We start from the raw sequence: 13,256 nt of genomic DNA, 5'->3' as shown, positions 1-13,256 counted from the left end.
GCCTCCTCAATGAGCCGTGCGCGCGCGTGGATCAAGCAGCGCATTGATCAGATCGGCCAATGCGGTCGACACCACGAACAAAGCTGTTGATACTAGGACAGAGCCCATCACAATCGGGTAGTTTCGGGTCGTAATGCTGTCGATGACCAGTTTGCCCAAACCAGGTCGGGCAAAGACGATTTCAGCGAAAACCGCCGAGCTGAGAAGAAAACCCATCCCAACACCGATCACGGTAACCACGGGCAAAATGGCGATCCGCAGCGCGTACACCATGACTACGCGACGTTCGGCGATACCAAAGGCTCGGGCCGTGCGGACATGGCTTTCACCCATAACCTCCAGCATCGAGGCGCGTACCAACCGGGCAATATAGCCAACCCAACTGAGCCCGATGGCAAAGGCGGGCAGGACCAGATGGTCAAGACGGTCAAGGAAGCCTTCCCCGGCACCGATCGCGGGAAACCACTGTAGATGCACCGCAAAAACCAAAAGAGCCAAGAGCGCGACAACAAAGGCCGGAGCGGCCACAAAACTGACAGATATCGCGGCGGCAACCCGGTCGATCAACGTATTGGGATGCGCAGCCGCATAGGCGCCGAGTGCGATGCCCAGCGTTGCTGACCACAGGATCGACGCGAAAATCAGTTCCAGTGTGAATGGTAGTTGCTGGAACACGATGTCAGTCACGGAACGACCCGAAAAAACATCGGTTCCCAAGTCACCCTGCAAGAGGTTTCCGTAAAAAATCAAAAGCTGTTTCCAGATTGGCTGGTCCAGCCCCAACGCTACTGTGAGTTGGGCCTGAAGCTCGGGCGTGGCGCGTGGGCCGAGCATGATTTGGACCGGGTCGCCTGGCACGGCGCGGATCATCAGGAACATGACGGTGACCGCCACGAACAGGATAAGCAGCGACAGCCCGAAGCGACGGGTTGCGAATTTCAGCATGGCCAACTGGCTCCTTTTGGCTTGATGGCGTTGGTGTCGGTACGGCGAGCGTTACGCACCCGCCGCACCTGGTCGACCTGGGGAGATCAGGTCGCCTTGCCAAAATAGCGAAGCAGGGACAGGCCATCTGGCCGCAGCGCTGGAATGACGCGTGCGCTGTGAATAACCGGTGTCGCCTCGTGAGTGATAAAGCGATAAGCACCGCTTTCTTCCATCAGATCCTGCGCACGCTGATACATTTCAGCTCGCTTTGCGATGTCCGTTTCAGCAGCCGCAGATTCATGGATTTCGTTAAATTCCGGGCTGTTAAACCGTTCCCAGTTCCATTTCCCGATCTGTTCTGGTGTGAACCACGACGTCGCATAATACGGATCAGGCGTCATCGAGAAACGGTTCAGAACAAGCTGTAGGTTCTCATTGTCACCGGACGCCCAGAATGCCCCAGATTCCAGAACGTTAACCTCAACCGTGATTCCGATCTGCGCCAGCGTCGCCTGAATAATCTGTGCAGTTGTTGTAAAGGTCGTCTTGTTCAACGTATCGAGGGTTAGCGTGACATTGGTTTCACCGGATTCCGCGAGCAACTGCGCGGCTTTCTCGAAGTTCGCCTCAGGTGGTACAAGCGAAGATGGCCGATGGCCAGCAAGGCCCGGTGCGATGATGCCGGTAGCCGGTTCAGCAGCTCCAAAATATGCTGCCTCCAGGATGCTCGGAACATCCACTGCGTGCTGAATTGCCTGCCGCAGTTTTTGATTTTGCAGCTTTGGATGCTCGACGTTCATTCCCATCCAGACATAGTAAAGCGAGGGTTTCTCAACCAGCGACCCACCATTGGGAACCCCGGCGCGATACCGCTCAACCGAGCCCAGCGACACGCGAGTTACGTCCAACTCGCCTGCCTCGAACGCAATCTCGGCCGTGTTTTCATCATCGATCGGATAGATCTCGACGGTATCCCAAGCGGGGGCATCCCCTTTCCAGTCAGGGTTGCGCTTTAGAACGGTCTTTTCTTTGGGCGACCAACTGTCTCGCAGATACGGGCCGGATTCCGCAACCGGATCAGCACCGATCCGGCCACCGGCGGCTTCGACCGCTGCCTTCGAGACGATGTTTCCAGTAATATACGGCAGGGCAATCGACCAGATCGGGGCAAACGGGCTGTTCAGAACGATTGTCCCTTCACGGTCTCCTGTCACTTCAACATGGCTGAATGGCCCTAGGTCGGGCTTATTCGGACTGTCGGTCGTGTCGTCCACGATCCGTTCCATGCTGAATTTGACGTCTTCAGCAGTCATCGCGCCAAATCCGTTGGTGAATCCAATATCGTCACGCAATGCGAACTTGATATGGGTCGGGTCAACCTGCTCGATCATAGTTGCCGCATCCATTTGCCAACCCCATTCCTCGCCCGGCTTGTATTGGATCAGCTTGTTGTAGATGGAGGCATGCACTTCTTCTTCAACGACACCAACGGAATGTGCTGGATCCATGTTCTGTGCATCACCATAAGCCCGCACCCGCAGAACACCGTCATCTGCTGCAAACGCGCTGTTCGCCCACCCCATCGGAAGCGCTGTAGCGGCCCCTAGCGCAGTTGCACCTTTCAGAAACCTCCGGCGACCAACATTGGCCTTTGTCCATTCGATCTTCATAGTATCCTCCCTTAGATTAAGTCAGAGAAGTCCGCGTGGAACGGTTTCGGACCATTCCCTTGTTAGGACTTCGATTTCATTTGCGCCTTCGGTGGCGCGTAGTTTGCGGTAGAGATAGAAATTCTCGGTGTCACAGCTCATGCGGCACTCGGTCGTGATGGCGACCTGCCATTCTTCGCGCTCGAACGAAAAACTCCAAGCGATCTCGAAATACGCGGTTTTCGGATCATCGGGGTGAATGCGGTAAAGCATGCGTACGTCGCTACCAACAATCAGATCGTGGTAGGGATCGCGCGTTTTACCATAGTCATCAAACGTCTCCAGAACCACGCAACCGCTTTCCGTCACCGTGCGTTCTGATTGCGCTGAAGGTAAACGCAACTGCTCAGCTGCCAGAACCGGATACGCCTGCGCCGGGCCGGGTTCAGAGGCTTGAATTTCATGCGCAACTTCGCGCACCGGCAGATGAAGAGTACAATCCAGCAAGTGTAAAGTTACCGTGGCCGATTGAGGTGCTGGCCAGACAATCGGCCAATAAGACGTCGACAACGCCAGTCGCAAAACGTGGCCCTCGCGCAAATGGTGCGCACATTCGTTCAGCGTGATTTCAGCCTCGTAGATCTCACCTGGCTGCAGGACCTGCGGCGTCTCATGACTGTGGTAGTGACACAGGTTCAACGGACGATAGCTGATCCGCTGTGACACACCTTCGGGTGAAACATCACACAGCCGCGCGACAAGCTGGGCAACAGGCTGATCCACTGAAAACTGGAACTTTAGCTTTGCCCGACCCAGCAGCTCGAGCGGTGCTTGCAGCGGCGAGCTGTCAAAACAGACCGATAAGGCATCATCACCGGCCTGATCCCCTGCAAGTTCATTGTCGATACGCATGCCCGCACAGAAATATCCGCCTTCCCCACCAACATGGTTGGGCGACGTGACAACGACCGTACCAACCACCGGGTCCCGCGAAAACCCACCAGGAACCAGATGCCAGACCCGTTCTGAGACATGAGGTGACGGCCATGCCGTCTCTGCAATCCAACGACCTTTCCGAGGACCGTTTTGCGCAGTCGGATTGACGTGTTCCTGCATGTAAGTCCGATAGGCAGGCAAATCCTCGGCGCCGTTTTGTTGTCCCTTCAGCCAGCGGTCAAACCACCCGACGACTTCGGAATGAAAATCTGCGGGATCGAGCTTTGAGATGTGCGGATAGCGGTGTTCCCACGGCCCAATGATAGCTTTGGTTGGCGCTGTCAGGTTGGCTGCCAAAGCCGGAGGCGCATTGACGTAAGCATCTGCCCAGCCTGTAATCGCCAAGACAGGGGTTTGGATCGCGGTCCAATCCTCGCAAACTGAGCCGTGCTTCCAATATGGGTCGCGCGTCTGATGTCGCAGCCAATCTGCAGAAGAGAATGGGACGCTTTGCAATCGGGCAAGCCAGTCCTGTCGCCAATCTGCGCGAAGCTCTGGATCAGCTGGGCGCGTCAGATAGGCAAACATCTGACTGCCCCAATTCATGTTGTCACTCAGCAGGCACCCACCCATGAAATGGATGTCATCGGCATATCGATCCACAGTCGAAGCGACACTGACGATGGCTTTCAGTGCAGGTGGTTGCCTGAAGGCCAGCTGCAGACCATTAAACCCGCCCCAAGATATCCCAATCATCCCGACATTGCCGTCACACCAATCCTGCGCGGCAATCCAGGCTATGACTTCCTCACCATCATGCAGTTCCTGTTCCGAGTATTCGTCGTCGAATTGCCCTTCGCTGTCCCCGGTGCCAGCTATGTCGACCCGAATACAGGCATAGCCCGCCTTTGCAAAAACCGTGTGTGTTGTTTCGTCTCTGGGCGCGGTGCCGTCACGTTTGCGATATGGCAGATATTCCAGAATGGCCGGTGTGGGGCCTGTCTCGGGCAACCAGAGGCGCGCCGCAAGCCGTCGCCCATCGGCAAGTGTGATCCATGTGTTTTCGATTGTTTCGATTGGCATCTGAAGCTTGTCTGTTACGATCTGATGCTGAAGAAGAAACCGATTTGCAGATAAATCAAATTGTGCAATCTTATGCGAGTTGACGCAGTTTGCAGTGATATAGCGTCAAAACGCGAAAGGTTTTTCTTGTGTCCGAGTATTTTTCTGCCAACTTACGATCGTTGTGCGCAGAGCATGGAAACATTTCGCAGATTTGCCGCGAAATCGGCGTCAATAGACAGCAATTCAATCGCTATTTGAATGGCTCCAGCCTGCCCTCTGCCCATAACATGCGCCGCATTGCACGTCATTTCGACCTGACCGAAGCACAGCTTTTCGAGGAAACTGCAAGCTTCGAACGAATGCTAAGAGGCGTCCTGCCACAAGTTGGGAAAACGCCCACAGATGCGTTTTTGGAACCCTTCCGGGGGCAACAGAAGAACCTGAGGCGCTACATAGGTTTTTATCATTCCTATTTCTGCACGCCATCTTGGGAAGGAAAAATCTTCTGTTCATTGATCCGCATTCAGGAAGTTGAAGGGCTAATCACGATCCGGTCCCGTGAAATTGCCACGTCTCCAGACAAGAGCATGCATCAGATTTCGCGCTACGCTGGCTTTGTAACTATGCGCGGGAACAGGATATTCGTGACTGAACACGAGCTCGCGCGCGAAGGCAGCGTTTCCAATACAATCTTGTACTCGGCGCATCGCCAGCAACTGAAGTATTTGCGAGGGATGACCATGGGCGTTGCTTGGCGCCCATACCCCCATCCATACGCAGCCAAAACAATCTGGAAACGTCTGCACGAACGCGTAACTGCGCGCGAGGCGATCGCAGCTTGTGGCATTTACCCAATTCAAAGTAATAGGATTGATCCAACTGTCAGAAAGCACCTGACCGAGGTTTGAATCGCCGGATAGACATAAGCGAAAGCACCGTTCTTTAGGTGCCGACTCCAATTCCGATAGCAATTTTTCGTCCAAGCTGTACGAGATCAATTCGTACCAGTTCTTCGAGACAGCACTGACAATGCCGCAAGTCTAGCTCGTGCAACGGGTAATGTTCGTCTCTGATTGCTGCGAAGAGGCGGATTATGACCCAGGCATCAACACCGATCTGGCAATACCATGTGTGCGCAGTAGCATTTGTGCTGCTTCTGCAAACATGCTGCCTGTCTGACGTCTGGCACGAAACACTGGTCAGAACTTAATCCACCGCTGCACGAAAACGCCGCCCCCGATCAAAGGGGCGGCGCAAGGTTTTTAACGCTATAGGTTGATTACTCGGCAGCCTGTGTGCTTGCGTCAGCATGCTTGTCACGCTGTCCGTCGCGGTAAAGCGCTTTGGTCAGCGAGACCATCATCAGGGCCATCACCATGGTAAATGGCAATGCACCGATGATCATCGCGTTGCGCAACGCATCCATCGGGTTGTTTTCCCCTGCAGCAAGGATCAGCGCGCCGATCACAGCCGTCAGGATCACCCCCCAGATGATGCGGTGCTTGATGCCGGTCTCCTGGCTGCCGCCGGACATGATGGTGTTCATCACCAGAATGCCCGAGTCAGCTGAGGTCACCAGGAAGGTCATGATCAGGATCACGCACATGACGTTCAGCATGGACAGCAGCCCTCCGTCGATCATGTAGGACAGGGTCACGAACAGCTTGTTTGTGTTCGAGGCACCAATGATCGCGCCTTCTGCGGCACCGGCCAGTTCCAGATCAATCGCGGTGCCACCCAGTACAGTCATCCAGGCGAAGCACACCAGTGCCGGTGCAAGCACGCAGCCCAGAATGAACTCACGCACGGAGCGACCTTTGGAGATACGCGCCAGGAACAGGCCCACAAACGGCGAGAACGCAATCCACCAGGCCCAGTAGAACGTGGTCCAACCGGCCTGCCAGCCGAATTGACGGCCCTGCTCACCAGCGGCATATGCCGCGGCCAGCGTGGCCTCGTCCAGTTCAGCTGCTGCGCCCTCCAGACCGCTCTTGAAGCCATCAAAGCTGCCCCAGGCGTTGGTTGCGCCACCCATCAGGGCATCCGCATGTGCCTGCGCTTCGGCAGGCAGAGCCGCCGCAAAGGCCTCGGCTGACAGCGGGCCATAGGCACCAAAGCTCAGCGAGAGGAAGTTCAGAAGGTAATCAACCAGGGCTGTACCATAGGTGGTCATAGCAAAGACAAAGGACCCGAAGATCACAAACGTGCCCAGCAGGATGATCGACAGGACAAGGTTCAGGTTCGACAGGTATTTAACACCCCGGCCAACACCCGACACCGCCGAAATGATGGACAAGCCCATGATAACGACCAGACCAGCAATCAGACCAACTTTGCTTGGCGTCGGAACATCTCCGCCAAAGTCCATGATCCATTCCATGCCGGTGATGGCATAGAGACCGTCGATGAACTGGCTGACGCCAAAACCGATGGTCACGGACACACCCAGGATCGTTGCAACAACGCCCAGAACGTCGACCACATGGCCAAGGAATCCGTTCATCAAACGACCGAACAGCGGGGTCAGAGCCGCACGGATGGTCAGAGGCATGTCACGGGTATAGGCGTAATAGGCCAGCGACAGGCCAGTCACCACATAGATTGCCCAGGCGTGGAAGCCATAGTGCAGGAAGGTATACCGATAGGCCGACTGAACGGAGTCGGGATCGTTGCCAGCAACTGCACCGGACACGACCTCGGGGTTTGATCCCCACAGGCCCAGCGGTTCAGCGGTCGCAAAGACCATCAGGCCGACACCCAGACCGGCACCAAACATCATCGAGAACCACGAGAAGTTCGAGAACTCGGGCTTTTCGCCAGGTGTTCCCATGACCCGCTTCCCTGTCGACGGCAGGATCGCCACAATCACCAGAAAGATGGCAAACAGGCCGACAATAACAATGTAGAAGCTGTTGAAGATTTCCAGCAGCTTGCCATTCCAGCTACCGAGGGTGCTGTTGGCATTGGCCGGGAAGACAAGCGCCCACAGTACAAGGGCAACCATGATGCCCTTGCTGATCAGCGCGATCGGTACGCTGTAATTCTCATAGAAACCGGCATCCGCCGTTTCTATCTCTAGATCCGTAAATGGTTCAGGTAATGACATAAGGTTCCTCCCAGTTGTCACTTTTTCATTATTTTTCCGCACAGGTTAGTTGGCTTTGTACCATGAACCCGACGGGCCTTTGGTTCGAACACACGTGCCGATCTTCTCATGCAGCGTGGCGGTTAGCGCTACGTCTCCGGTAGCGGCACATTCAAGGATTACCGACGGTTCACATCTGGCAGGCGAGCATTGCTCGCCGACTGAAACGACGCGATCAGGTTCAGAAGTGGTCACGTCTGGCTCCAAATTCGGCAATTCCGATTCAGAGCAGAATGCAGCTAGAGGGCGATATCAGTCAAACTCAATTAGCTTTAATTAACTTCAGTAAAGATGAAGTCGGTAACTTTCCTTGCCAGAATTCAACAACCGCACGGATCTACTTAGGTGCATGCATAGGGTCGACACTAATGATCTGACCCGCGCCAACAGGTCGTAACCTTTGAATAGCGTTGGGCCTATCCCGCCCTATCCGACGCGAAACCGGTTCAGTCAATTTCGGCCTCGGCCGGGTTGGTAACAGCTACAGTCCCCGTCGCATAGATCTCTATCAGGGCTTCGCCAGTCTGTGATCCTTCTAGCTCAACCTCAATGATCTCAAGGAATTTTTCGGTCTCAATCGCAGCCACCGCCATTGTCCGCATATAAATTTCCCAAAGATTATACTTGCGTTTGGACGAAAGATTCCCATCATTCGATATACAGTCTCGTATTGTGAGAATTTCATTAATATGCACCTAGAACGTCTGATCCAGATACTTGAAATCATCGCAGTCGTCGGACGCCCTGTTTCGGTGGCAGAGGTTCAACGTGCAACCGATCTGCCCAAGCCCACATGTTACCGGCTCATTCAGTCACTTGTTGAACAAAATCTCCTCGACGAACCCTCTGATGACGGAAAATACATCATTGGCGAGCGGATGATCAGGATTGCCTTGCTTGGAAAGTCCGATGCCGATGTCCGACGCTGTGCAGCCCCCCTCATGCGCCTCGCAGCGACAAATTTTAATGAAACGGTTTTTCTTGCGCGCTTTCGCGACAACAAAGTTGAAATCATCCACGTAGAAACACCCGATGATCCCGCTCGTGCCTTCATTCATCCGGGCTTGGGCGTACGTCCCATGCATGCCTGCTCGTGCTCGAAAGCCATTGCCGCCTTTGCGGAACCGGAATTTCGCGAAAGCATCATGTCAGGGAGCCTGAAGGCGTATACTGAACACACCAAGACGTCCGAAGATGAGCTACGCCGCGAATTCGAGATAATTAGCGAACGCGGCTTTGCCGATTGTGATCAGGAAATCGACATCGGAATTGCCAGCGTTGCGGCACCGGTATCGATCGGCAACATCGGAGCTACGTTCAGTATTGGTGCGGTTGGCCCCATTCGCCGGTTCCGCACCGAATACCGCATCGAGATCGGCGAGAAACTGAAAGGCTTGTCCAAGAAGGTCAGTGGCGCAATCCAGCTGTGCAACGTAACGGATACATAAGGAAACGAATAACTAAGGGCCCTTTTGGCCAAAAGGATGACACTGAGAATAGGAAAAATTCAACAAACCGGAGGAAACTAAATGAACCTGAGACCAGATCCAACGTTTCACGCCTCGCCTAAGCTTGCAATGCAGGCACCGGTGGAAAACTACGCCTTCACTGTAATGCTCAGCCCGGACGGATCGCAATCTGATGGCATCGCGGTCATTGACCTCAAACCGGACTCCGACACCTATGGCCAGATCGTACATCAGGTCATTGTTCCCAACAAAGGCGACGAATTTCACCATTTCGGCTGGAACGCCTGTTCGTCATCTCTGTCTCCTCTGACCGGGCACGCCTTTCTGGAACGACGTTATCTGATCGTACCTGGAATCCGATCCTCACGTATTTACATCATCGACGTGAAAGACCCGTTGAAGGCTAAGATCCACAAGACGATCGAACCCGAAGAACTATTTGCAAAAACCGGTTATTCGCGCCCGCACACCATCCATTGCGGTCCCGAAGGGATCTATGTTTCCTGCCTTGGAGGTGGCGGCGAAGACGGTACAGACGGACCTCCGGGCATCTTCATCATGGATTGCGAGACGTTCGAAATAATCGGGCAATACGAGATGGATCGCGGCAAGCAGGACAAGCACTATGATTTCTGGTGGAACCTGCCGCAGGACTACATGGTTAGTTCCGAATGGGGTTTGCCGCCGCAGTTTGAAAACGGCGTGGTGCCCGAGGACCTGTTGTCGAACAAGTATGGCCATTCGATCCACTTCTGGGACTTGCGCGCGCGCAAGAATATCCAGACGATGGATTTTGGCGACAATTACCAGATGGCACTGGAAATTCGCCCTGCGCATGACCCGACAAAATCTTATGGTTTCTGTGGTGTCGTGGTGGACACCACCAACCTGCAAGGCGCAATTTTCACATGGTGGCGCGGTGACGACGGCAAATGGCAGTCCAAGAAAACGATCACCATCGACCCGCGCCCCGAAAAGCCCGAGAACCTGCCGCCACTGTTGCAAGGGTTCGAGGCCGTGCCGCCGCTGGTCACCGATATCGACCTGAGCCTAGACGACAAATACCTCTATGTTGCGTGCTGGGGGCTGGGCGAGATGCATCAATACGATGTCAGCGACCCGATGAACCCGAAGCTGACCGGAAAAGTCGAGCTGGGCGGCATCGCCCGCGGCACCAAGCACTCCAACGGCAAGGATTTTGCCTATGGCCCGCAAATGGTTGAAATCAGCCGCGACGGCAAGCGCGTCTACTGGACCAACTCGCTTTACTCCACCTGGGACAACCAGTTCTATCCCGACGACGAAGGCGGACAAATGGTGATGGCCGATGTGGGCGAAAACGGGGGGCTGACGCTGAACAATGACTTTTATGTCGACTTCCCCAAAGGTCTGCGCAGTCACCAAATTCGCCTGGAAGGCGGTGACTGTTCGACCGACAGCTTCTGCTATCCGTCCGTCTAAGAAATGGGCGACATAACAACAATGACAGCCCTTTGGTGGGCTGTCATTTTTTCTGGACTCTACCACGGTATCAACCCCGGCATGGGTTGGCCGCTGGCCGTTTCGGCGGCGTTGATGGAGCGAAAGCACAGCGCCCTGCCAAAAGCGCTGGCAATGTTGGCCACGGGGCATTTCCTCGCGATGATTGGCATCTTGTTGCCATTCTCACTGATGATGTTCCTTGTTCAGTGGGAAGTTCAAATCCGCGTGGTCGCCGGGCTTTTGGTTATCGCCATGGGCCTCTATCTGCTGATCAACCGAAGACATCCGAAAATTCTGGCGCGCGTGCACCCTGCCCGGTTGGCGCTCTGGTCATTCCTCGCTGCGATGGCGCATGGGGCTGGTTTGATGCTGGTGCCGATTTTTCTGGGCATCTGTGCGATTGGAGCGAACGAAACCGGTCATGCCGCAGCACAAACACTTATGAGCAGCAACGTGACGACTGCGTTTCTTGTTGCAGCAGTACACACGTTGTCGATGACAATTGCTGGCGGCACCATCGCAGTTGTGATCTACCTTTGGCTGGGGCTCAGGTTCCTCTCAAAGACATGGTTCAATCTTGATGTCGTTTGGGCACTCAGCCTCATCGCCGTCGGAGCATTCGGACTCTATGCAGCACTTTTTGGCCATTGAAATCGGTTACCCGGCCAAATGCCACCTGTTCACGAGCTGGCAGAAACCAGCAATCCCGGCAGTTAATCTTTCAACGCATCTAGTGGCACCTGAAGCACCGCGTTGCCGGTTTAGTCAGGTGGAATTTCTCCTGCAGGCTCTGCCGCAAACTTTTCAACTTGATTGCCTGGAATAACCCCGACCGGCATGATGCGTGAGTCAATCTGCAAAGCGGATGCTCAACACGCTCTCGTTCAAAGGATGCCATTTTCCAAAGCACATCGTTGTTCACGCAATCTACTTTTACTCACGATACTCAGTGCCTTAACGCGACCTGGAGCAGATATTGGCTGAGCGGGGCGTTGCGGTTGATCATGTGACAATCAGCAGATTGGGTGGTGAAATTCTCGCCCCAGGTCAAGATTGAGACGCATAAACGTAAGCGCCCTGGTGCAGTTTCATGGCGCATGGACGAAACCTATCTCAAAGTGCGCGGCCATTGGATGTATCGGTATCGGGCGGTTGATCGCGACGGCCAAGCAATTCTTCGCGGAGGCATTGGCCAACAAAGGCATTCCGTTGCAGATCGTGGTCGACAAAACCGCCCCTCTCGCTGCAAAATCTGTTTTCATTCCAAGATCAAACATCTTCTTTATACTGGTTACGCAACCAGTCTACAAAGATCTCGACCTCTGGTCGTACAGCTTTTTTGGAAACAGGTTGCATTAGGAAATGTGCATCCGGGTGTGGCAGCGGTTTACCGGCAAATCGAACGCCCGAGGCGAGCCCATTTTCGGCATTGACCAGTCGCGAGAACACTAGGGCATAGCCACCGCCACTCGCGACAAGTTGCAGCGCCGAAATGGTTGTGTCTACCAAGTATTGCGGGGCGTCTTGCGGCTTGGTGCAATCATATGCGCTCAAGTATCTTTCCCAATGGCCTTCATGGCCTAATATGTGAACAAATGGACCAGACAGCAGATCCTGCACTTGCTTTGCACTGTTCTTCCGGCCTTTAGCGCATATCGGGACGATCGCTTCATCAGAGAGTTTCTCGGAGAGTGCGTCGGTCCAGTTGCCACGACCCAAGCGCAGCTCTACGTCGATCTCTTCTAAATTGGTGGTCTCTGTCCAGATATTTGTCACAAGGCGAAGATCTATCGTCGGGTGGTCTTTCTTGAATGACGGAAGACGGGGCGCAAGCCAAAGTGAAGCGGTCGATATCGGCGCCTTGATCGTAACTGTCTTCGTCGCCATCGACCCGAAAAGGTTTGCCGAGGCCATATCGATATCAGCAAGCGCCTGCCGGACAGTTGAGCAATAAGCCTGACCAAGCTCTGTGAGAGACAGGTGTCTTGCACGCCTCACAAATAACTTGTGCTGCAACTGCTGTTCCAACGATCGGATGTGCAGGCTGACGGCAGCCTGCGTCAGCCCCAATTCGACGCTTGCACTGGTAAAATTCAGATGTCGGGCCGCGGCTTCAAAGCTACGCAGCCAGGTTAGACTTATCTGGTTGGACGGCATTTACCACCAAGAAAAATTCGCGATAGATCGTTTTATCTATCAATTTTCTTCTATCAGCAAGTTCCCAAATTTGGTCTGGTTTTGTTCTTTCACTCGACCAGGAGATACGGGCATGACTGAAAAAAACATAAATCAGCAGGTAATTGGGGTTCTGTCGCAAACTTTTTGGATGGCGGAACATCAGTGGAATTGATTAGCAGTTTACCCCGCCAGTTGGGCGAACTGCTGAAACGGACGGAGTTTGGGTGTGAATTGACCTTTGCGGATCATGTTGACCAGTTCTATGCCTGCCAGGACAGATGCGGCTGAAGCGAAAGATTTGAAGCCGAGCATTGGCCTCATGAGCCGCTTGATGAAGCGGTGATCCTGTTCAATGATGTTGTTGAGGTATTTCCGCCTGACCATATCGATCGGGATCGGACAACC

General features: G+C 54.2%; 11 protein-coding genes and 1 pseudogene. 5 read left to right on the top strand and 7 right to left on the bottom strand.

All coding sequences use genetic code 11. From position 1 onward, the window contains the following. Nucleotides 1–6: 6 nt before the first annotated feature. From AC2FHX_RS11840 to AC2FHX_RS11830, 3 genes are all read right to left on the bottom strand, one after another. Nucleotides 7–945, bottom strand: coding sequence for an ABC transporter permease (locus AC2FHX_RS11840; RefSeq protein WP_271948705.1), 939 nt, complete (start codon nt 943–945; stop codon nt 7–9). Nucleotides 946–1,031: 86 nt separating this feature from the next. Beyond that, a complete protein-coding gene (locus tag AC2FHX_RS11835) occupies nt 1,032–2,597 on the bottom strand; it encodes an ABC transporter substrate-binding protein (RefSeq protein WP_496702075.1) in 1,566 nt (521 codons plus the stop codon). Nucleotides 2,598–2,618: 21 nt separating this feature from the next. Beyond that, nucleotides 2,619–4,595: a CocE/NonD family hydrolase gene (locus tag AC2FHX_RS11830; protein ID WP_496702077.1), complete on the bottom strand. Its 1,977-nt coding sequence runs from the start codon at nt 4,593–4,595 to the stop codon at nt 2,619–2,621. 128 nt (nt 4,596–4,723) lie between these two features. Here AC2FHX_RS11830 and AC2FHX_RS11825 point away from each other — a divergent pair, with 128 nt between their 5' ends. Continuing rightward, nucleotides 4,724–5,485: a helix-turn-helix transcriptional regulator gene (locus AC2FHX_RS11825; RefSeq protein ID WP_281972993.1), complete on the top strand. Its 762-nt coding sequence runs from the start codon at nt 4,724–4,726 to the stop codon at nt 5,483–5,485. Nucleotides 5,486–5,856: 371 nt separating this feature from the next. Here AC2FHX_RS11825 and AC2FHX_RS11820 read toward each other — a convergent pair whose 3' ends face one another. Further along, a complete protein-coding gene (locus tag AC2FHX_RS11820; protein ID WP_496702079.1) occupies nt 5,857–7,683 on the bottom strand; it encodes a BCCT family transporter in 1,827 nt (608 codons plus the stop codon). A 485-nt stretch (nt 7,684–8,168) separates the two neighbouring features. After that, a complete protein-coding gene (locus AC2FHX_RS11815) occupies nt 8,169–8,324 on the bottom strand; it encodes a hypothetical protein (RefSeq protein WP_496702081.1) in 156 nt (51 codons plus the stop codon). An 87-nt stretch (nt 8,325–8,411) separates the two neighbouring features. Between AC2FHX_RS11815 and AC2FHX_RS11810 the strand changes: the two genes are divergently transcribed. From AC2FHX_RS11810 to AC2FHX_RS11795, 4 genes and pseudogenes are all read left to right on the top strand, one after another. Then, nucleotides 8,412–9,170: an IclR family transcriptional regulator gene (locus AC2FHX_RS11810; protein WP_282021716.1), complete on the top strand. Its 759-nt coding sequence runs from the start codon at nt 8,412–8,414 to the stop codon at nt 9,168–9,170. An 81-nt stretch (nt 9,171–9,251) separates the two neighbouring features. Continuing rightward, nucleotides 9,252–10,652 (top strand): selenium-binding protein SBP56-related protein, encoded by a 1,401-nt coding sequence (locus tag AC2FHX_RS11805; protein ID WP_281995033.1) that lies wholly within the window; start codon nt 9,252–9,254, stop codon nt 10,650–10,652. Between the two features lie 3 nt (nt 10,653–10,655). Then, nucleotides 10,656–11,324, top strand: coding sequence for a hypothetical protein (locus AC2FHX_RS11800; protein WP_496691393.1), 669 nt, complete (start codon nt 10,656–10,658; stop codon nt 11,322–11,324). 446 nt (nt 11,325–11,770) lie between these two features. Next, nucleotides 11,771–11,821: pseudogene (locus tag AC2FHX_RS11795) on the top strand (hypothetical protein); the annotation flags it as partial. A 121-nt stretch (nt 11,822–11,942) separates the two neighbouring features. Here AC2FHX_RS11795 and AC2FHX_RS11790 read toward each other — a convergent pair. Both AC2FHX_RS11790 and AC2FHX_RS11785 read right to left on the bottom strand, forming a co-directional pair. After that, nucleotides 11,943–12,830, bottom strand: a complete 888-nt coding sequence (locus tag AC2FHX_RS11790) for a LysR family transcriptional regulator (protein WP_496702085.1) — start codon at nt 12,828–12,830, stop codon at nt 11,943–11,945. A 201-nt stretch (nt 12,831–13,031) separates the two neighbouring features. Beyond that, the coding region (locus tag AC2FHX_RS11785; RefSeq protein ID WP_496702086.1) for a DDE-type integrase/transposase/recombinase at nt 13,032–13,256 on the bottom strand (225 nt) is incomplete at its 5' end.

This window comes from Ruegeria sp. CDSC042 (genome assembly GCF_059610745.1).
The sequence above is the reverse complement of the archived record's forward strand: the minus strand, read 5'-3'. Positions and strand labels throughout refer to the sequence as shown.